The following is a 19378-nucleotide window of genomic DNA, read 5'->3' on the forward strand; positions in this document are numbered from 1 at the left end:
CAGCCAAACTGTTCACCCTAGACAGTTAGCCTAATCAGCCAGCCTAACTCTTAGACCTAACTGGCCGTCTCAACCGCTCGGGGTGACTCAGCACCGTAGCGAGATACCCAGCGCTGGACCCTGACGAGTAGTACCACCGCATAACCAGTTAGCATAACCCCCCAGCCTAACTCAACAACCTAACTGAATAGAATAACTGAACTACCTAACTGACAAGCATAACCAGTTCGTCTGACGAGGATTTATATCGACACTCTCTGATTAGCCTCGTATGCTGACCTACACGACTTACAGCGAGGCCGGGGGCGTCGGGAAGACGACGCTGTCGGCCAACCTCGCGCGTGCGCACCGCGACCACGGCCATCGCGTCCTCGTCGTCGACCTCGACCCGCAGGACGGTTGTCTCTCCTACCTCCTCGGCGTGGACGACGACCGGAGCGACGAGGACGTGGACACCATCGTCCACCACATGATAGACCGCGGGGACGACTTCGACGGCCTGATTCGCACGACCGAGGGCATCGACGTGGTGCCGAGCCACAACATGCTCGAGCGCCTCGGCGACCTCCTCGAAAAGGCGGCCTCCATCGCCGAACAGACCGGCGAGTCGTTCTCGAAGTACGGCCGCCTCCGGCACGTCCTCGCCGCCAACGACGTGCCCGAGAACTACGACGTGCTGATAGTGGACCCGCCCGCGACGAGCGGTCCGCACCTCTACAACGCCATCGACGCGACCCGGAGCCTCGTCATCCCGGTCGAACCGAGCGGGAAGGGCGGCGAGTCCATCGCCGGACTGGAGTCAGTCGTCGCGGGTATCGAGTCGAACCTCGACATCGACGTGGGCGTGCTGGCGACCGTCGTGAATCGCTTCGAGGGCACCAACGACCAGGAAGCGGTACTCGGCGACGTGAACGACATGCCGTATCCGAACCCCGTCACGCTCCGCAAGCGGTCGAGCCTCTTCGAGGGGTGCTGGACCGAGCGGTGCAGCGCGTTCCAGTACGTCGAGGAACACCGCGACCGGGAGCGCGACCACGAGCGCGAGACGCTGGACAAACTCGACGAACTCGCGACCGTGTTGGAGGAGCGTGGGGAGCTATGAAGGAGGGCACCGGCGGCGACCCGTTCGGCGACGACGACCCGCTAGACGGCGATTCATCGGGCGAGTCGGGCGACGCTGATTCCGGCGGGACCGACGGGGACGAGCGACCGGTAGCAGCTACGAGCGTCTCCCGAGAGACGGAAGACGACTGGACCGAACGCGACTCGGACGACTCGACCGACAACTCGCGAGGCGACGACGGACTCCCGTGGGCGGTCGAGCGCAACAGCGTCAAGAGCGACCGGGAGATGGTGCAGTTCTACCTCCGGGACTTCGTGCAGGACCGCGAGTCCGAGTTCCAGCGCGAAATCGAGACCGAAACCGGATACGACACGTACCTGACCGACGTGCGCGAGGCCGCGTATCTCGTGGCGATGAACCACCCCGAGGAGGTCGCCGAACTGTTGGACGAGTGGGGTTGCGAGTACGTGTAATCGGTCGGGAGTCGAAATCGGTCGCGCGGTTCTGTTATCGCCAATCCGGACTTACGGCGCTTCTCCGTCGTAGAGCGCCCGGCCCTCGGTCGTCCGCGACCGAAAGTTCGTATATCGCTCTTCCGTTTACGGACGGCATCCTCTATCCGTCCGACTCGTCGAACGCTTCGCTCGCCTCGTCGGCGGTTTCCTCGGCCGAGATGTGGGAGTACGCCTCCATCGTCGTCTTGGGGTCGGCGTGAAGCAGGTGTTTCTGTGCCTGCTCCCACCCCTTCCGGCGGACGAGCGTGTCGCCGGCACCGCGCCGCCCGCCGTGGAGTTCGAGATACTCGCCGTCCTCGGTGTCGAGGCCCGGCACGTCCGCTGCCTTCGAGAGCCGCCGCATTAGGTTCCGACCACCCGCGGTCGTCAGCGCAGGCGGTGCGATATCCTCGGCGTAGCAGAGTTCGAGCGCGGTCGCGTCGTCGCGCATCGCCTCGATTTCCTCGTCGGTGTACCCCGCGGCGTCGAGACCGTCCGCGACCGCCGACGAGAGCGACGGAGCGTGTAGAGTCGGAAACACCGGCCACTCCTCGCTCGGCGGGTCGAAGACAGTCTGCCACCGGTCGAGCGCCGAGACGGCTTGCCGGGGAACGCCCGTCTGGCGGTACTCTTGAGACCCCTTTTCCAGTACGGTCATGGTTCCCGCGTCGAGGTCCACGTCCTTCCAGCGCACGCCCTCGCGGCGGGCGTCGTTGCGGTCGCGCAGGACTTCGCCGCCGCGCACGCCCGAATACGCGATGGTCGCGACGAACGCGCGGTCGCGCGCCTCGGCGAGCGCGTTCGACCCCGTCTCGTCTATCGCCTCGCGGGCGCGCTCGTCGGCGTACTCCACGATGGCGTTCCGTTGGGCGGGCGACCAGAGTTGCTGGCCGTGTTCGCTCCGTCGGTCGTCGTCCGGGAGCGCGCCGGTCGCGCGGCGCTTCGCGGCGGGGTTGTCCGCGAGGTGTTCGCGCCGCTGGCACCACGAGAGGTAGGCCCGCACGTAGTCGAAGTACTTGCGCGCCGAGGCGGGCGCGAGGCCGTCGGCGTCGTTCGTCCGACGCTTGAGGTGACGGGCGTAGGCTTCGAGGTCGTCCACGTCCAGCGCCGCGAACGTGTCGGCACTCCGCCGGTCGCGCGTCCACGAGAGCCACTCCCGGAGGACGCGTTCGGCGTTTCGCCGGTAGTTGCCCGAGTCGTTTCCCTTCGACTTGTCGGTGAGGTAGTCCGCGAGCGGTGCGTCGAGCGATTGGTCTGATTTCGTCATGTCGGGTTTCTCCGGAGCTCTGTCCGAATCGGCGGTTTCGTGCGTCACCGAGGGCGTCGGGGCACTAATAGTTACTTGTGATTCCTGCGCTAATCACAAGTGCGCAATTTCGTCGGCGATTCGGGGATTAGAGGCCCCATAGGACAGGAAAATAGCCATTTCAGTTTCGAATGGAGGATTTTAAATCGTAATTCGATATACGTAATTGGGAGTCGTGAAAGTTGAGACTACAGTGGGTTTAGCGGGCCTCTAATGCGTGGTATTGGACGAATTAGTGATCGAAACTCCCTCAAATCGTCTCTCGAGTACGCAATCTTACCACACTGCTAACTATTTTGGTTGTTCCCTCAAACTACCACTAGCGTTGCCACTCTAAAAATCGGTATTCAACCGGTCTGAGAATCCTTCTACCCAATACCCGTCTCTTTTTTCAGCAGCGTCAGCGTGTTATCGGCAGACACCATCGGCGCGTGCTCGTATTCGTCGGTCAGCGCGACCTGCACGAGCAGATCGACCGCCCGCCAGATGGAGTACAGCAGGCAGGCGAATGCGAAATAGAAGAACCGCAGTCCGAAGTCCTTCGCGGCAGTTGCAGGCGTGAAGCGCTTGATCGACTTGTAGCCGCTCTCAATCTCCCAGCGATAGTGATATTCCTTTACTGCTCCCGCTGAGGCATTCGTCATGAAGACAGCGTACTGCCCGTAATCTGTTCGGTCAGAGTTTTTCTTCCGTATATACACCATCGTGGTCGGGTGCCACTCGTCGTTTCTTAGATGGAGTTTCCGGTCGGTGGTGTAGTAGTCCTGATCTCGCTTCAGATTACGAGATTTTCGTGGCGTCACAAGACGAGTCGGCGCCGGAAAGAAGAATGGCGCACTACCGGTCCGACTCGACCCTCTGCGAAGAGTCAGGCGCGGACTGACTGTTCGCAACTTACTCCGATTGCCACGGTCGCTCCGTGAGGTCTTGGAGTGAGTCTATCTGATAGTCCGGTATCTCGACAGAAGACGAGGTGGGTTTCGCAGTCGGATTCACGTCATCTAAAGACCGTGCGTGGGGCTTCCAGACTGACTGAAGTCCATACTTGTTTGCGCCCACAATGTCCGATGACAGGGAATTCCCGATATAGACTGTCTGTTCTTTGGTTGCATCGAACTCCGAAAGCGCCTGCTGGAACGGTTCAGGATGTGGTTTCGCGGCGGTCTCGTACCCTGCAAGAATGATTGTGTCGAACCTCTCTCGGATGTCGAGTGCGTCTATCTTTGGCGACTGGGTATCCGGTCCTCCGTTCGTCACGAGTCCGAGTTGATACTGGTCCGCCAGCGTGTCGAGAACCTGTTCTGCATCAGGAAGGAGTTGCATTTCCGTGTAGTCGGTGAGGGCTTCGTACGCGTCCGCAACACGGAGGCCGATCGACTCGTCAAATCCCTTCTTACGTGCGAGCTTCACGAAGCACGATTCACGGCGGCGAATATCGCTTTCCGTCCCGCCAACCTCGTTAACCTCTCTCACATATTCGTCGTACGTGAAATACGGTTCGACATCCGCTCGTTCGAACGCCTCTGCCAGTCGTTCTACCCCCGAACGGATGTACTCACACAGCGTCTCGTCGAGGTCGAAGAGAACGGTCGTAACCTCAGCGGCCATAGATCGTACATATCAGACAGTGTTTAATATATTTGCGACTGGCCTGAAGCGTCCGACGATAAAAATCGGACACTTAATGGAGCTCGTTTGACGAATACGGGTATGGACCCAGAGACGTCCGGACGAAAAGACGATCACATCGACATTATCCTCGAAGAAGACGTCGAGACGACTGGAAGCGGTTTCTCTAACGTTCAGTTACTGCACGAAGCACTTCCGGAAATCCATCAAGACGACATCGACACCTCGACCGAATTCTGTGGTCACAAACTTGCCGCACCGATAGTCATCGAAAGTATGACCGGTGGACACCCGAACACTACCAAGATCAACCGGGCGCTCGCGACGGCCGCGGAGGAGACTGGCATCGCGATGGGGGTCGGGAGTCAGCGGGCAGGGTTGGAAGAGCCGAACAACGACGAGTTGCTGGAATCGTTCACGGTCGTCCGCGACGTCGCCCCTGATGCGTTTATATACGGCAATATCGGTGCGGCACAACTCGCAGAATACGGCGTTGACGGTGTCGAACGAGCGGTCGAGATGATCGAAGCTGACGCGATGGCGATCCACCTAAACTTCCTGCAGGAAGCCGCACAACCTGAAGGTGACGTTGACGCGAGAAACTGTCTCACCAGAATCGAGACGATAGCAAACGAACTGAGCGTCCCCGTTATCGTCAAGGAGACCGGAAATGGTCTCTCTCAAGACACAGCACGGAGGCTCGCAGACGCGGGCGTGGACGTATTAGATGTTGCCGGCAAGGGCGGAACGACGTGGTCCGGGGTCGAGGCGTATCGAGCGGCTTCCGTCGGAGCAGACCGCCACGCAAAAGTCGGGAATCGGTTCCGGAGTTGGGGAATTCCGACTGCCGTTAGCACCCTCAAGACGGCAGACGTCCATCCGTGCGTGGTCGCTAGCGGCGGCGTCAGGTCTGGACTCGATATCGCCAAAGCCATCGCGTTAGGCGCACAGGCTGGTGGGCTGGCAAAGCCTTTCTTACAGCCAGCAGGGACCGGCCCTGAAGCAGTTATCGACACGGTCGGCGATCTCGTCGCCGAACTGAAGACGGCGATGTTCGTCACCGGATCAGACTCCGTCAAGGCGTTGCAAGACACCGATTACGTCCTTTTGGGACCGACGAAAGAGTTCGTCGACCAATGCTAGCATAGCGATTTTTCGGTGGCTTTCGGCATTGCCGTTGGTCGAACAGATATAGCGACTTGTACACGGACGGACTCGACAACCAAGATTGTTGGAATTGGGGTATAGAGCCATATTCAGAACAGTTTGGCTGTCGGGACGCGATACGGCGGCGACAGCCGATTCGATTACCAGAACTTCGGCGAGAACAGGGATACAGACTGAATTTTATCGAGGAGCGCAGACCGTATGGATTGAGACGACCGACCTCAACTTCTGAGGAGTCGCCGGTGTCGAGACTAGCACGACTTCAACACAGAATCGCTGGTCACTGCATCGGTTGATCAGAGCCAGTGGCTCCCGAAACGCCCTCAGAGCTTTCCGAGTTCCTGCATGAGGTCGACCAGTTCACGCGCCGACTCGATTTTCTCCCGTCTCACCTGCTCTTCGAAGCGCGGTTCGTCCAGCGACTCGAAGGCGTTGATGGCCCGGTCGAGGCTCTGAATTCTGGGGACCAGCGACTGTCCGGTCTCGTAGTCGACTTCACGCTCCCGAACCCGACGAATCAGCTGCAATCGCTGCCGGCGGAGATACGAGAGTACTTCGCGGATGCGTTCGCGCTCCGTCTCCTGCAGGTGGTCGCGGTCGGCAATCTCGAAGTAGAACTCGCGGAGGGGGACGGTCTCGTCTTCGATTCGGACCGTCTCCGGAATCGAACTGCCGATGGTCCCGCTGTTCTGGTACACCTGTTCTAGCAGTTCCGTGCGCTGCTGTTCGCTCATTCGTTGCGTCATCATCTGTTCGAAGCGTCACTCGGTTGGAGGATAGGCGTTCCGAGCAACGAATTACTCTTAATATATTGTCATCAACGCTTAAGGGGCAGGGGCGTAGCTCTGAAAGATGGGCGGAACGATGGACTCGGACGAGTTTTTCGACATTTTGAGCAACTCGACCAGGATCGATACTCTCCAAGCGCTGGCGAACGCATACGAAGAGACGCCGGCCGATCCGTGGCTCGAATACAACGAACTCCGCACGACCGTCGGCGTCCGCGACAACGGTAACTTCAACTATCACCTCGACCGACTGGGTGACCTGCTCGTGAAGGGGCCGGCGGGATACCGACTCTCTCACGTCGGCATGGTAATCCTCTCGACAGTCGCCTCCGGCGTCTTCGACCCCGACTGGGAGTGGGGGCCAGTCGACGCACCCGGCGACTGCCAGTACTGTGACGAGTCCGTTCAACTCGTCTACGAGGACGGGAACCTCTGGCTCACCTGCGGGACCGACAACCACACTATTCCGCTGTCGGTGCCACCGAGTGTCCTCGACTCTCATCCGGACGACGCCGTGGTCGAACAGGTCGCCGTGCTACAGAATCAGTGGAGCGCGCTGACCCGTCAGGGAATCTGTGCGGACTGTTCCGGACACGTCGACGGCGATATTCGGTACGGCGGTGTACGCGAGGACCACTACCATTATCACGGCGAGTGCCACCGCTGTGGCCTCCACCACGGCGTTCCCGTCGGCCTGTTCGTACTCGGCCACTCTACCGTTCGGGCATTCTACCACGAGCGCGGGGTCGACATCCGGACGACGCCGTTCTGGGCACTCGACTTTTGTGAACCCGGGAGCGAGACGGTTCTCTCTACGGACCCCCTCCGCCTCCGAATCGACGTAACTTACGACGACGACGAACTCCGCGTCACACTCGACGGGGACGGCACTGTCGTCTCGACTGAGTATCCGTAACACGTCCCCGTCCTTGGCCTCCACTCAGTCGAGCGCTCTCGCGTTCTCGCTCCAGTTCACGAGTATGGTTTCATCCGGTGAGTCTGAACAGAAGATAGCTTGCCGTCGAGTGTAGCCGCGCCGTCACTCAGATGTCGGTGATTCGCTCGTACTCGTCCGCGAGAGCGTCGGCGTCCTCGGGGAGGAGTGCGACGACCACGTAATCGACGTAGGACTCGAAGTACTCCACGAGCGACGCGATGCGCTCGGAGTCGATGGCTTCCAGCGAGTCCAACAGCATGAACGGCATGCGCTCGTGAACGTCGTGGACGAGGAACCCCGCGAGTGCGAACACGAGACCCGTCACCTCACGCTCGCTCTCGCTCAGGTGGTCGATGGTGTCCTCGTAGGCGGTGCCCGACTCGGTACTGCGCACGACGTGCAGGTCGAACGTCGTCTTCGATACCTTGCGCCGTCCCTCGCGGACCTCGGTTTCAGTCCGTTCGAGCCAGATGCGGTCGAGATTCGAGTAGTGGAGAACGTCGAGCAGTTCCTCCATGTGCCGGTTGAACGCTTCGATGGCCTCCCCTTCGATGCGGGAGACGCGCGTCCGCAGTTCTTCGAGGTCCGCGTCGATTTCGTCTCGCTCGGCTTCGAGCGACTCCCGCTCGTCGAGTCGGCCTTCGATTCGAGCTATCTCCTCCCGGACCTCCGAAATCTCGTCTCTCAGCCGGTCGCACTCGAATTCGAGCTGGTTCGCCTCGCGGTGGAGGTCCAGAATCTCGTCGTAGTCCTCGCTCCGCAGCGACTCGACTTCGTCGTTGAGCGTCGCGAGTTGCGATTCGAGACCCTCGCGTTCGATTCGCAGTTCCTCGACGCGCTCTTCCCGGTCCGCGATTTCGGACTCGGTCTCTGCTATCCGTCGCTCCAACTGTTCGCGCGTCTGAAGTCGGTCCTCCAGTTCGTCGCGTTCCGAGACGAGTTCCGAAATCCGAGTGTCGAGTTCGCGACGTTCGTCGCGCTTCGTCGACTGGAACTCTCGTATCTGCTCGGTCGTCGACTCTATCTGGTCGCGTTCGACGGCGCTCCCGCAGGTCCAGCAGGTGACCTCCTGACGGTCGCCGAGCAGTTGGTCGGTCAGCGCGTCGTCGCCCGACGCGTCGGCGTCGCCGAGCGTCCCGAGGACGTCCGAATCGTAGTCTTCGAGCATGTCCCGGTTGAACTGGATGATGCTCTGGAGTTGGGTGATGTCGGACTCGACGTCCTGTTTCCGCCGGCGGAGTCGGTCTATCTCCGAGTCGAGTTCGTCGACTCGTTCGGCCGACGCGTCCGGCAGTCGTTCCTTCTGTTCCCGATACTCGTCGAGTTCCTCGCGCAGTCGCTCGATGCTCTCCCGGTCGGTTTCGATGTCGTAGCGCGCGTCTTCGAGCGACGAACGGACTTCCTGTAGCTCCTCCAGTTTCGATTCGAGGGCGTCTTTCTCCTCGCGGGTCTCGTCCACGTCGGCGTCCGAGGCGTCGATTTCGGCCTTCTTCGCTTCGAGTTCTTCGCGGGTTTCTTCGAGTTCCCGTTCGAGTTGCGTCTCCTCTTCGACGAGTTTGGGCAGTCGCCGTTCGAGGTCGGAGAGCTCTTCGAGGTCGTCGGCGAGTTCGCGTTTCTCTCGTTCGAGTCGGTCGATTTCCGCCTGTATCTCGTCGGTGTCGACGGGCCGCATAATTATCTCCCGGAGGTCGTCGCCTCGGGCGACCGCTCGCCGCGACTCGTTGTCCTCCAGCAGGAACGCGTAGAGGTCCCCGAGGACGGAGTCGTCGGCCAGCGGTTCTCCCGTCGCGACCACGTCACCGTCGGTCCGCGTGAGCGTCCGCGTGTAGGTGTCGTCGCCGATGGTGAGTTCCACGTGTCCCCGTTCGGCGTCGGCCTTGAGATTCGCCCTGTCGCTCCCGAGGGCGGCCATGAGCGCCTGCAGCGTCGACGTTCGGTTCGTCGCGTTGCGGCCGGTGAGGACGTTCACCCCGGGACCGAGCGCGAGTTCCGTCTCGTCGATGCCGCCGACGTTCTCGACGGAGAGACGGGCCGTGTTCGTCAACCCGCTCGTAGAATTCATACGTGATGCTATCCGCTACGCGGGTCATAAGTCCTTCCGTCGTCCGGTTCCGTGGTCGCTCGGCGGTTTGCGAGCGTCGGGTGAAGAGACGGCCTACTCGCACTGACAGCGACCGCGGTCGAGCAGTTCGCCGACCGAGTACTGCGACTGGCAGTCGTTGCACGTGATGCGAACGTCGACGTAGACGTCGAAGTCCCCGAGGGTCAACTCGTCCGCGCTCCGGAGCGCGTCGAGCGACGTTTCCGTGACCGCCTGTACTCGACTCCGGAGTTGCTGGAGCGTCGTCCGAGTCTCGGGCGTCTTGGACTCGGAGTCGTTCGAAGTCGACTCCGCGCCCCGATACTTCGTCAGGTAGGTGTGAACCGCTTGGTGAGAGACGAAGTCCGATTTGAGGGCCGCCACGTCGAGACCGTCGCGTTCGAGTCGGCGCTCGGTCTGGACCTCCATCCCGCCGGAGACGCTCTCGCCCGTCAGGAGTTCGTAGAAGTTCTCGACTTCGCCGTCAAGGACATCGATGCCCTGCTCGTCCATCGCCGCGCGGAGGACGCGGCGGTTGAAGTAGTCCGCGAGTTCGCGGAGACTGTGGCGCTCTCGGGCGTCGCCGGTCCAACGCCGCTCTAACTCCTCGCCCAAGCCGTCGAGGTTCCGCTCCGCGATGACTCGGCCGACTTTGCTCCGCCGGTCGGGGTCCGCCGCGGTCCCCCGACCGGACCCGCCCGTAGATTCGTCCGTCATCCTTACCGGGAGTACGCAGAACGGCCGGAAAACGGTTTTGTCCTCCGCATCATCGCCTCGGTCGCGCCGGCGTGCGGTTATCCGACGCGAAGTCGGGCTTCAATACTACTGCGACGCGTCACTGTCGAGGGAGCGACCGCCCGGGTAAGGGGCCACCTGTATTGTTTATATTATACAATAACAGTTGGCGCGAAGACATCGCTCGACGATGCCGAGTCTGAGTGACAGTGGACGAAACCGAGGTTTGGCCCTCTATTTTTATCTCAATTACATCTTTTTCTCAATTGCACAAGATACAGAATAGTGCTTTTATTCCGTCTTATTAGCGCTATGCAGGCATATGTTTACTCTAGAACGCTCTCCGAGTTCACATCGAAGCAATACGTCGTTTTCTCGCCTTCGAGCGGGGCGAGTCCGTTCGTCGTGAGTGAGAACTCCGTGAGTTGCGCGACCATACTATTGTTTGTTTCTTTAATTTCTATACAAGACACATAGGCTCGAAGTCCCGACGAATGGGGGCACGAATAGTCGAGCGCAGTCTTGCCGGATAGATAGCTACGAACAAACACAGCTGACATCTACAGAGGAAATTATATTACGTCACCACCGGAACGTGTTCAGAGAGAGGAAATGACTGGCGAGTCGAACACCCCCGTTCGGACGACAGCCCGGTCGTTCGACATCATCGAAACCCTGCACGAACTCGACGGGGCCTGCCTCACGGATATCTCCGCCCACCTCGATTTGCCCGACAGCACGGTCCACAACCACCTCCGAACGCTCGTCCAGCGAGGGTACGTCGTCAGGAACGACAACACCTACCGCGTCAGCCTCAGGTTCCTCGAAATCGGTGAGTACGCCCGGTCCCGACGGAAAATCTGCGAGGTGGCCAAATCGGAAATCGACGAGTTGGCCGCCGAGACCGACGAGTCGGCCAGCCTCCTCGTGGAGGAGGACGGGCAGGGCGTGTACGTGTACGACGCGCAGGCCGACACCTCCATTCCGCTCGACACCTATCCCGGGAAGCACGTCTCGCTTCACGCCACCGCGCTCGGGAAGGCCATCCTCGCGTACCTGCCCGATAGCCGAGTCGAGGAGATACTCGACCAGCGAGGGTTACCGGCACAGACCGCGAAGACGATAACCGACCGCGAGGTACTCGCGAGGGAACTGGAGACGATTCGAGAGACCGGGTACGCCGTCGATAGCGAGGAGCGCGTCCGCGGCGTCCGCTGCGTCGCCGTCGCCATCAAGAACGAGAACGGGCAGGTAATCGGCGCGATAAGCGTCTCGGGCCCGTCGAGTCGCATCGACGCCGACCCGGACGAGCGACTGTTGGAGGAACTCCGGCGGGCGAAGAACATCATCGAGTTGAAACTGGCCCACGCGTAGGGTCCGTGGCGGGGTGTTCGATACGCGAGCACGACACGGTCTCCGATGCGCCGAGGCGGCACGGTGTTCGACGCGCGAGAGAGGTCGAGAATGTAATCTCCCTCCCGCAGTGCCGACGTTCGACCGTCGCGTCGATACTGTCGAAGCAGGTCGTCCGGTTCAGTGGAGTCGGTCGTGCATCGCGGCGATGAGAGTGTTGCTGGGGTCTTGGGAGAGTTCCCAGCACATCGCTCCGCCGAACCCGTTGTTCTTCACGAAATCCACCTTGTTCGAGATGGAGTCGACGTTGTCGTAGCAGACGAACGTGTTCTCCGCCGCGGAGTAGAGCCACGGCACCTTCGCGTCCGGATGCCAGTGGTACTCGTAGTCAGACTGCGGTTTGATGTTCTCCCGGATGTTGTAGAACGTCTCCGAGGACGCGGAGTCGAACGAGTTGAACAGGCCGTCGTTGGTGGACGAGACGCCGGTGTAGGAGCGGCCGTAGAACGGCATGCCCATGAGGAGCTTGTCGTTCGCTATCGGCTTGCCGGCCCAGTGTTGCATGTGGCTGGTGGTGTTCCAACTCGAACTACTGGGACCCTCGGGCGGCGAGTCGAACGGTGCGTTGAAGTTGGTGACGTCGCTCCAGTCGCCGTGGTAGTCGTAGGTCATGACGTTGACGTGGTCGAGGTAGTCGCTGATGGTCCCGACCTCGTACGCGTCGTCGGCGATGTTCGGATTGGGCGACGCCGCCATCGTCAGGTGCGCCCACGACCCGACACGCGAATCGAGTTCGTTGCGACACGCCTCGAGCAGGAGCGTGAAGTTGTGCGGGTCCTCGGCCCGCACCGACCCGTCGGGGTACTCCCAGTCCAAGTCGAGGCCGTCGAAGTTGTACTTCAGCATCAGGTCGACGGCGGTCTTGGCGAACCGCTGGCGTCGCTCGGCGGTCGACGCGGCGTCCGAGAACGTGCCGGAGTACCACCCGGAACTGATGGAAAGGAGGAAGACGGTGTTCTTGTCGTCGTACGTCGACAGTTCTTCGAGCGTGCTCTGCTTCGACGAGTCGCTGACCGCGACCGTCCCGTCCGACTGGGGTTCGACGAAGGCGAAGTTGAGGTGCGTGAGTTTGTCGTAGGGCACGTCCGCAGGCGAGTAATCGCCGGCCCACGCGGGGTAGTAGCCGACGACGCGATTGCCGTAGTCGCCGTGGGCCTGCGCGCTGTTCGAGGCGAGCGCCCCCGTCACCACCGCGGCCCCCGTCCCTCGGAGGAACTTCCGTCGCGACGCGTCCGGGGTCAGTTTCCGTCCGATGCTACTCGACGCTGGTTTCTCTTCGTCTGGCATGCGACCTAAATAACAGAACGGAAGACAATAAATATTATTCTAGATATACCCACATTTTATTTCTCCATAGGTGCTGGTTTTACTATCCCCGAGTGTAGTACGCAGCAAAGGAGCGGAGGTGCCGCGGGCCTGTCGGCCAGTCAGCGTCGCCGGCTTGGTCAGCACCGCCGTCCCAGTCAGGGATGAGAGATGTGCCGGTCTATCGTCTCCAGCAGGACGTTGTCGGGGTCTTGGGAGAGTTCCCAGCACATCATCCCGCCGAAGCCGTTGTCGACCGTGTACTTCGTCTTCTCCTTGACGGAGTGGCGGTCGTCGTAGGAGATGAACACGTCGTCCGCCTCGGAGTAGAGCCACGGCACGCGCGCCTCGGGGTGCCAGTGGTACTCGTAGTCGGTGCCGTGCCGGACGTTCTCCGCGATGTCCCCGAACGAGCGGGCGGAACCGCCCTCGAACGGCTGGAACAGACCGTGGTCGTCGGCGTGTTCGTTCTGGACGCTCTCGAAGGTGCGACCGTAGAACGGAAGCCCGAAGGTGAGTTTCCGCTTGGCTATCGGTTTCCCGGCCCAGTAGCGCATGGCGTGGTCGGCGGTGAACGACGGTTTCGCGTTGGGCGCGTCCGGCACGGGATAGAGCGGCGCGTTGAAGTGGGTCCGGTCGTCCCACGTCCCGTGGAAGTCGTAGTTCATCACGTTGAGGTAGTCCACGTCGTCGCTGAACGCGCCCACTTCCTGCGTGTCGATTATCGACGGGTTGGCCGACGCCGCCATGCTCAACTCGTATCGTTGGCCGTCCTCCTGCTCCGCGGCGTCGAGTTGTCTCCGGATTTCGCGCAGGAGGAGCGTCAGGTTGTGCGGGTCGCTCTCCCGAATCGTGCCGTCGGGGTACTCCCAGTCGATGTCGATACCGTCGAAGTTGTACTCGCGCACGAGTTCGATGGCAGTCCGGGCGAATCGCTCGCGCCGTTCGGCCGTGAGCGCGGCGTCGGAGAAGCGACCGGAGTACCACTCGGCCTGTATCGAGAACACGAACGACGTGTCGGGTTGTTCGTGAGTCACCGCGCGGAACTCGTCGAGGAGTTCGGGCGCGGCATCGCCGTTGACAGCGAGTTTGACCTCTCCGGTGGACTTCGGTTCGAGGAAGGCGTAGTTGAGGTGGGTGAGTTTGTCGTACGGTACGTCTCGGGGCGAGTAGTCGCCCGCCCACGAAGGGTAGTAGCCGACGACTCGCTTCCCCGACGAAGGACCGCTCTCGCTCGACCCACTACTCGCTCCGGCGACGCCGCCGACCGTCGACAGCGCTGCCAGCGCACCGGTGCGTTTCATGAATTTGCGCCGCTGATTGCTTACTTTTTGCTCGGACATCGGATTATCTAACGGTTTCGACCGTGATAAAACTTGGTACGTTGTGACATCACAGAGCCGCGCGACGGCCCGCCACAACTCGCCCCGGTGAGACCGAGCGTAACCGCCCGGCCATCCCGGACGCAAATCCGGTCTCGGGAACCCCAATAGATATACGGCCGACACGAGCATTGGTACCTATGCTCCCAACAGGACGCTCCTCGTCCGCCGCGTGGGCGGCGAAGACTCGACGCGAAATCCGCGAGACCGGAGCTGCCGACGGATCGGTCGTCGTCGTACCGGTCGGAAGCATCGAACAGCACGGTCACCACCTTCCCGTCGCCACCGACACGCTACTGGCCGACGCGGTCGCTCACCGCGGCGCGGAACGCGCCGCGGACGACGTACCGGTGCTCGTGACGCCGCCGGTCTGGTCCGGGTTCTCGCCCCACCACACCTCGCTGGGCGGCACGTTGACGCTCGAACTGGAGGATCTCCTCGCAGTCTTGGAGGACGTGGCCGACAGCGCGCTCGAAAGCGGATTCGACGGCATCTGCTTCGTCAACGGGCACGGGGGCAACGCCTCCATCATCGACAACGTCGTGAGTACGGTGGGGAAATCGCACCCCGACGCGGAAGTGACCGGGCTGACGTACTTCCAACTCGCGGAACCGTTCATCGACGAGATTCGGGAGAGCGACGTGGGCGGCATGGCTCACGGCGGCGAGTTCGAAACCTCGCTCTTGCTCCACCTCCACCCAGACCTCGTGACGATGGCGGAGGCGGACGCCGAGTACCTCGACGAACCGTACGAGCGCGGGACGCAGGACCTGCTCGTCGGCGGCGCGCTCTCGACCTACCGGGAGTTCGAGGAGTACTCCGCGTCGGGCGCTATCGGCGACCCGTCGTTGGCGAGCGCAGAGAAAGGCGAGGAGTTGTTCGACCGACTGGGCGACGAACTGGCCGACGTGTTCCGGTCGGTCTCCGAGCAGGCGCGATAGGTCGGGACCGACTCACCGCTCGTCGGGCATCGTGACCGGGAGTCGGCCGGTCGGTTCCCGGTCGCCGACGAGCACCTCCGCGACGGCCGCGAGCGACGGGGGAGTGGCGTCGTACGTCGTCAGATACGTCTCGACGTCCGGGAACTCGGCGAGGTCGTAGGGATTGCGGGTCGCGACGACCACCGCGCTCGCGTCTGCCGCGAGGAGGTCCCGAACCGCGGCCGCCTGCTCGGGGTCCGCGGCGGCGTCGGACGTTCGCACGACCGTCGGGGCGTCGGACGCCGCGAACTCGGGCGTCTCGCCGGGGTCGAGAACCGTCGCGTCCACCGTCGCCCCCGCGTCCGAGAGCGCCGCTGCGAGCGCACCGCTGTCGTCGCGGCGTTCCTCGGCGAGCGAACTCCGGGTGGCGTCGAACTCGTAAACCGAGACGGGTTCCCGGGGAAGCGGCAGGGCGTCGCCGTCGTCGCGGACGAGCGTGACGGCGCGTTCGGCGACGCTCCGCGCGACGGCGCGACAGTCCGAGGCGGCGGCCTCCGACTCCGCTTCGTCGCCGACGGTGCCCGCGCCGTACGCCCGCTTCGCCCGGAGAACGCGCCGGACCGATTCGTCGATGCGCGACTCCGAAATACGTCCGGATTCGACGGCGGCCACGACGGCGTCGATGGCCGCGCGCTGTTTCTCCGGCGTGTGTGAGACGCAAATCTGGTCACAGCCCGCTTCGACCGCCTGCACGCAGCCTTCGACCGTCCCGACGCCGTCGGCGATGGCGTCCATCTCCATGCAGTCGGTGAAGACGAGTCCGTCGAAGCCGAGTTCCTCGCGGAGGAGACCCGTGACGACGCGGGGCGAGAGCGTCGCCGGGCGCTCGGCGTCCGCCGCGATGGTCGGGAACGCGACGTGAGTCGTCATGACGGCGCCGATACCGGCGTCGACGGCCCGGCGAAACGGCCGGAGTTCGACGCGGTCGAGGCGGTCGCGGTCGTGGTCGATGACCGGCAAGTCGCGGTGGGAATCGATCGCGGTGTCGCCGTGTCCCGGGAAGTGCTTCCCGCAGGCCACGACGTTCGCGTCCTGTAACCCGTCGGCGAACGCGGTGCCGAGTTCCGCGACGGTCTCGGGACGCTCGCCGAACGAGCGAACGCCGATGACCGGGTTGTCGGGGTTGTTGTTCACGTCGAGGACGGGCGCGAGGTCCACGTCGATGCCCAGCGACCGGAGTTCGCGCCCGACCGCTCGGCCGGCCCGCACCGCCAATTCGGGGTCGTCGGCCGCGCCGAACGCCATCGCGCTCGGCTGTTGGGTCCCCCACGAGAGTCGCGCGACCCGGCCGCCCTCCTGGTCGATGCTTACGAGCAGCGGCGGCCCGCCGTCGGGCACGAACCCCTGTAGCGTCCGAGAGAGCGTCCGGAGTTGGGCGGGCGACTCGACGTTGCGACTGAAGTAGATGACGCTGCCGAGGTGGCGCTCGGCGACCAGCGCCTCGATTTCGGCGGTCGGAGCGGTCCCGTCGAAACCAGCGACGAATAACTGTCCCACCTTCGCGTCGAGCGACAGCGACGAAACGGTCGATTCGACGTCGGAATGAGTCGTGTTAGCGTCCATCGCACTCAGTAGCGGAGGTACTTCCCGCGCACGTCGGCGAACTCGGCGAGGTCGTCCTCCCAGTGGGCGGTGACGTCCGCCGCGATTTCGCGGGGTTCGCTCGTAGAGTCGGCGGCGTCGATAGTCTCGCGCAGGTAGCTACCGCCGGCGAGTTTGTCCACGAAGAACTCGTCGTCGTACTTTATCCACTCGCACTCGTCGTGAGAGGTGAACGCCGACGCGAGGACCGTGAGACCGACCATCACGGGGTCCACGGCGTCGCGGTCGAGGACGTGGACCTGCACGCCGGTCACGTTCTCGTGTTCGTGCTTCGAGAATGTCGGGGAGAAGTACGCCGGGCGGAACGCGACGCCGTCGAGGTTCTGGGCCGACAGTTCCGCTGCCCACTCGGCGGCGTCTATCCACGGCGCGCCGACGAGTTCGAAGGGCTTGGTCGTCCCGCGGCCCTCCGAGAGGTTCGTCCCCTCGAAGAAGCCCATGCCGGGGTACAGCGTCGCGGTTCCCGGCGTCGGCATGTTCGGCGAGGGGTACACCCACGGCAGGTCGGTGTCGGAGAACCAGTCCGAACGCGACCAGTCGCGCATCTCGACGACTTCGAGCGTCGCGCCGATGTCGAACTCCTCGTTGAAGTACGTCGCCAGTTCGCCGACCGTCAGGCCGTGAACGATGGGGAGTTCGTACGCGCCGACGAACGAGGACGCCGACTCCTCGACCCGGTTGCCCGTGACCGACACCGGCGCGATGGGGTTCGGTCGGTCGAGGACGACCATGCGCTTTCCGGCCTCGGCGACGCCTTCGAGCGCGTACGCCAGCGTGTAGATGAGCGTGTAGAAGCGACACCCGACGTCCTGCATGTCGTAGATGACGGTGTCCACGTCCGACACCATCTCCGGGCGGAGTTGTCGCTGTTCGCCGTAGAGGCTCTTGACCGGGAGACCGGTTCGGTCGTCGGTGCTGTCGTCGACCTTGACGCCCGCCTGCGCGTCGCCCCGGATGCCGTGTTCGGGGCCGAACAGTTTCCGGAGGTCGAACGCGTCGCGGTCGTCGAGCAGGTCGATTGTGGTGTTGAGGTCGCTGTCGGTCCCGGAGGGGTTCGTGATGAGTCCGAGTCGGTCGCCCTCGACCGCGCCGGAGCGGTCGTCTAACAAGCGTTCTACGCCCAGTTGAACCATACTTCCGGTAACGGACCGTCGGGTTAAAAAACATTGTGTCCCCCCGGACGCCGCGTCACGGTCGGGCGTTTCCGGTTGCGATTCGACGACGGTGTCACCGACTGTGCGGGTCGAAGGACGGTATCACTGTCCGAGGTGCGGGGCGGCCTCGTCGAACCAGTCGAGGTGGGCGTCGCTCATGAGCGCGTGGTTGTAGACGTGAACCTCGTCGGCGAGGTCGGAGACGCCGTCGACTATCCCCCGCCACTCGGTCTCGGTCCCGACCACGTCGGGGTCGAGCGTCACCCCGGCGTCGACCGGCACGTCCACCGCCTCCCGGTACCGCCGAACGCGGCGGCGGGCGAGTTCCCGGTCGTCGGTGTAGCAGAGCGCGACGATTCGGTCCAAGTGGGGCCGAATCCGGTCGAGGACGACGCCCGCGGGCCACCCGTCGTTCGGGTCCCGACCGAGGCCGTCCGACGCCGAGTAGGTGAGGTCGATCCCACCGCTGGCGGCCGCCACGCCCTCCACGAACGTCTCGATGACCGACGCCCGGAAGTCGAAGAGGTCCTCCAGCACGGGACGGTCCGCGACGAGGCGTTCGAGCGAACTCACCTGCGGCGTCGGTTCGCTCACGACGTCCCGGACTAGAGACCGGACGACCGAGCGGGCGCGGTCGAAATCGACGGGGTGGTCGGCCGCTCGCTCCCGGCAGGCCGAACAGAAGCACTGCGAGACGAGCATCTCCTCGGCCGCCCCGCTGACGACGTGGTTCTTCGCGTGGCCGAACGTCGCACCGTGACCGTGGAAGGCGCTCGGGAACCCGAGCGATTCGAGGTTGATGGCTTCGATGTCGTACTCGGCGAGCGAGCGCGCGACGTCCTCGAAGTAGGCGCGAACCGCCGGTTGCGACGGGCAGAACGCGTGTTCGTGGTCGTCGCCGAACGCGCTCTGGACGCGGAGCGCGGGGTTCTCCGCGCCGAGTTTCGAGTTGTGAAAGCAGACCAGCCACGCGTTCACGTCGATGCCGCTCTCGCGGAGCAGTTCGACCACGTCGCCGAACGGGTCGGCGCGCCCGTCCACCTCGTTCACCGGCGGGTCGACGGACGTGTCGGCGAACGCCCCTCGGTCGGGATCGAAGTAACAGCCGCCTTCGTACGATTCGAACAGACCGTTCTCCGCGCGCGGGTCGAGCGTTCGGATAGAGTGGTAGTGTGCGGCGACGGTGACGCTCGTCACGCCCATCTCGACGAACTCGCGTCTCGTCTCGGCGGGGTCCTGTGAGAGCAGTCGCCACGGATAGCTCCAGACTGCGACCATATCACTCAAGGCGTGCGATTTGTATTAAATATTGTGCGTCCGAAGCAGGAATTCGGGCGCGTTCT

16 protein-coding genes and 1 pseudogene are annotated in these 19378 nt (G+C 62.9%); 6 read left to right on the forward strand and 11 right to left on the reverse strand.

The window, feature by feature from the left end:
• Positions 1 to 271: 271 nt before the first annotated feature.
• The gene (locus M0R89_RS20205) at positions 272 to 1102 is read left to right on the forward strand and encodes a ParA family protein (RefSeq protein WP_248652827.1); all 831 of its coding nucleotides are present in this window, start codon (positions 272 to 274) and stop codon (positions 1100 to 1102) included.
• Positions 1099 to 1536, forward strand: a complete 438-nt coding sequence (locus M0R89_RS20210; RefSeq protein ID WP_248652828.1) for a DUF7970 domain-containing protein — start codon at positions 1099 to 1101, stop codon at positions 1534 to 1536. Before M0R89_RS20205 ends, M0R89_RS20210 begins: the two co-directional genes overlap by 4 nt.
• Before the next feature lie 142 nt (positions 1537 to 1678).
• On the opposite strand, the gene M0R89_RS20215 is transcribed toward M0R89_RS20210, so the two are convergent.
• The 3 genes and pseudogenes from M0R89_RS20215 to M0R89_RS20225 form a co-directional block, all read right to left on the reverse strand.
• Complete coding sequence (locus M0R89_RS20215; RefSeq protein WP_248652829.1) at positions 1679 to 2824, reverse strand: tyrosine-type recombinase/integrase; 1146 nt, start codon at positions 2822 to 2824, stop codon at positions 1679 to 1681.
• 407 nt (positions 2825 to 3231) lie between these two features.
• Positions 3232 to 3648: pseudogene (locus tag M0R89_RS20220) on the reverse strand (transposase); the annotation flags it as partial.
• A 109-nt stretch (positions 3649 to 3757) separates the two neighbouring features.
• Complete coding sequence (locus M0R89_RS20225; RefSeq protein WP_248652830.1) at positions 3758 to 4471, reverse strand: HAD family hydrolase; 714 nt, start codon at positions 4469 to 4471, stop codon at positions 3758 to 3760.
• Positions 4472 to 4573: 102 nt separating this feature from the next.
• On the opposite strand from M0R89_RS20225, the gene fni reads away from it, so the two are divergent.
• The gene (gene fni / locus M0R89_RS20230; RefSeq protein ID WP_248652831.1) at positions 4574 to 5635 is read left to right on the forward strand and encodes a type 2 isopentenyl-diphosphate Delta-isomerase; all 1062 of its coding nucleotides are present in this window, start codon (positions 4574 to 4576) and stop codon (positions 5633 to 5635) included.
• Between the two features lie 347 nt (positions 5636 to 5982).
• Here the strand turns inward: fni and M0R89_RS20235 are convergent, their stop codons facing one another.
• Positions 5983 to 6408, reverse strand: a complete 426-nt coding sequence (locus tag M0R89_RS20235) for a DUF5788 family protein (protein WP_248652832.1) — start codon at positions 6406 to 6408, stop codon at positions 5983 to 5985.
• A gap of 103 nt (positions 6409 to 6511) precedes the next feature.
• On the opposite strand from M0R89_RS20235, the gene M0R89_RS20240 reads away from it, so the two are divergent.
• Entirely contained in the window at positions 6512 to 7363 is an 852-nt protein-coding gene (locus tag M0R89_RS20240; RefSeq protein ID WP_248652833.1) for a DUF7351 domain-containing protein, read from the forward strand.
• Positions 7364 to 7490: 127 nt separating this feature from the next.
• Here M0R89_RS20240 and M0R89_RS20245 read toward each other — a convergent pair whose 3' ends face one another.
• A complete protein-coding gene (locus M0R89_RS20245) occupies positions 7491 to 9446 on the reverse strand; it encodes an archaea-specific SMC-related protein (protein WP_248652834.1) in 1956 nt (651 codons plus the stop codon).
• Between the two features lie 93 nt (positions 9447 to 9539).
• Positions 9540 to 10181 carry a rod-determining factor RdfA gene (rdfA, locus tag M0R89_RS20250; protein ID WP_248652835.1) on the reverse strand — a complete coding sequence of 214 codons (642 nt, stop codon included), beginning with the start codon at positions 10179 to 10181 and terminating at the stop codon, positions 9540 to 9542.
• Positions 10182 to 10811: 630 nt separating this feature from the next.
• On the opposite strand from rdfA, the gene M0R89_RS20255 reads away from it, so the two are divergent.
• A complete protein-coding gene (locus M0R89_RS20255; RefSeq protein WP_248652836.1) occupies positions 10812 to 11573 on the forward strand; it encodes an IclR family transcriptional regulator in 762 nt (253 codons plus the stop codon).
• 159 nt (positions 11574 to 11732) lie between these two features.
• On the opposite strand, the gene M0R89_RS20260 is transcribed toward M0R89_RS20255, so the two are convergent.
• On the reverse strand, positions 11733 to 12899 hold the full coding sequence (locus tag M0R89_RS20260; RefSeq protein WP_248652837.1) for a glycoside hydrolase family 18 protein: 1167 nt from the start codon (positions 12897 to 12899) through the stop codon (positions 11733 to 11735).
• A gap of 176 nt (positions 12900 to 13075) precedes the next feature.
• Positions 13076 to 14260, reverse strand: a complete 1185-nt coding sequence (locus M0R89_RS20265) for a glycoside hydrolase family 18 protein (protein ID WP_248652838.1) — start codon at positions 14258 to 14260, stop codon at positions 13076 to 13078.
• A gap of 179 nt (positions 14261 to 14439) precedes the next feature.
• Between M0R89_RS20265 and M0R89_RS20270 the strand changes: the two genes are divergently transcribed.
• Positions 14440 to 15240, forward strand: coding sequence for a creatininase family protein (locus M0R89_RS20270; RefSeq protein ID WP_248652839.1), 801 nt, complete (start codon positions 14440 to 14442; stop codon positions 15238 to 15240).
• A 12-nt stretch (positions 15241 to 15252) separates the two neighbouring features.
• On the opposite strand, the gene nagZ is transcribed toward M0R89_RS20270, so the two are convergent.
• From nagZ to M0R89_RS20285, 3 genes are all read right to left on the reverse strand, one after another.
• Complete coding sequence (nagZ, locus tag M0R89_RS20275; RefSeq protein ID WP_248652840.1) at positions 15253 to 16842, reverse strand: beta-N-acetylhexosaminidase; 1590 nt, start codon at positions 16840 to 16842, stop codon at positions 15253 to 15255.
• 5 nt (positions 16843 to 16847) lie between these two features.
• A complete protein-coding gene (locus M0R89_RS20280; RefSeq protein WP_248652841.1) occupies positions 16848 to 18014 on the reverse strand; it encodes an exo-beta-N-acetylmuramidase NamZ family protein in 1167 nt (388 codons plus the stop codon).
• A gap of 123 nt (positions 18015 to 18137) precedes the next feature.
• Positions 18138 to 19313 carry an alpha-amylase family protein gene (locus M0R89_RS20285; protein WP_248652842.1) on the reverse strand — a complete coding sequence of 392 codons (1176 nt, stop codon included), beginning with the start codon at positions 19311 to 19313 and terminating at the stop codon, positions 18138 to 18140.
• Positions 19314 to 19378 lie beyond the last annotated feature (65 nt).

This window comes from Halorussus limi, from assembly GCF_023238205.1.
GTDB lineage: Archaea > Halobacteriota > Halobacteria > Halobacteriales > Haladaptataceae > Halorussus > Halorussus limi.

Bases quoted from the DNA above. Each gene is read 5' to 3' on its own strand.
- M0R89_RS20210 (WP_248652828.1), top strand. From the start codon at position 1,099: ATGAAGGAGGGCACCGGCGGCGACCCGTTCGGCGACGACGACCCGCTA.
- M0R89_RS20280 (WP_248652841.1), bottom strand. From the start codon at position 18,014: ATGGTTCAACTGGGCGTAGAACGCTTGTTAGACGACCGCTCCGGCGCG.
- fni (WP_248652831.1), top strand. From the start codon at position 4,574: ATGGACCCAGAGACGTCCGGACGAAAAGACGATCACATCGACATTATC.
- M0R89_RS20215 (WP_248652829.1), bottom strand. From the start codon at position 2,824: ATGACGAAATCAGACCAATCGCTCGACGCACCGCTCGCGGACTACCTC.
- M0R89_RS20260 (WP_248652837.1), bottom strand. From the start codon at position 12,899: ATGCCAGACGAAGAGAAACCAGCGTCGAGTAGCATCGGACGGAAACTG.
- M0R89_RS20235 (WP_248652832.1), bottom strand. From the start codon at position 6,408: ATGATGACGCAACGAATGAGCGAACAGCAGCGCACGGAACTGCTAGAA.
- M0R89_RS20225 (WP_248652830.1), bottom strand. From the start codon at position 4,471: ATGGCCGCTGAGGTTACGACCGTTCTCTTCGACCTCGACGAGACGCTG.
- M0R89_RS20205 (WP_248652827.1), top strand. From the start codon at position 272: ATGCTGACCTACACGACTTACAGCGAGGCCGGGGGCGTCGGGAAGACG.
- rdfA (WP_248652835.1), bottom strand. From the start codon at position 10,181: ATGACGGACGAATCTACGGGCGGGTCCGGTCGGGGGACCGCGGCGGAC.
- M0R89_RS20270 (WP_248652839.1), top strand. From the start codon at position 14,440: ATGCTCCCAACAGGACGCTCCTCGTCCGCCGCGTGGGCGGCGAAGACT.
- M0R89_RS20255 (WP_248652836.1), top strand. From the start codon at position 10,812: ATGACTGGCGAGTCGAACACCCCCGTTCGGACGACAGCCCGGTCGTTC.
- M0R89_RS20240 (WP_248652833.1), top strand. From the start codon at position 6,512: ATGGGCGGAACGATGGACTCGGACGAGTTTTTCGACATTTTGAGCAAC.
- M0R89_RS20285 (WP_248652842.1), bottom strand. From the start codon at position 19,313: ATGGTCGCAGTCTGGAGCTATCCGTGGCGACTGCTCTCACAGGACCCC.
- M0R89_RS20245 (WP_248652834.1), bottom strand. From the start codon at position 9,446: ATGAATTCTACGAGCGGGTTGACGAACACGGCCCGTCTCTCCGTCGAG.
- M0R89_RS20265 (WP_248652838.1), bottom strand. From the start codon at position 14,260: ATGTCCGAGCAAAAAGTAAGCAATCAGCGGCGCAAATTCATGAAACGC.
- nagZ (WP_248652840.1), bottom strand. From the start codon at position 16,842: ATGGACGCTAACACGACTCATTCCGACGTCGAATCGACCGTTTCGTCG.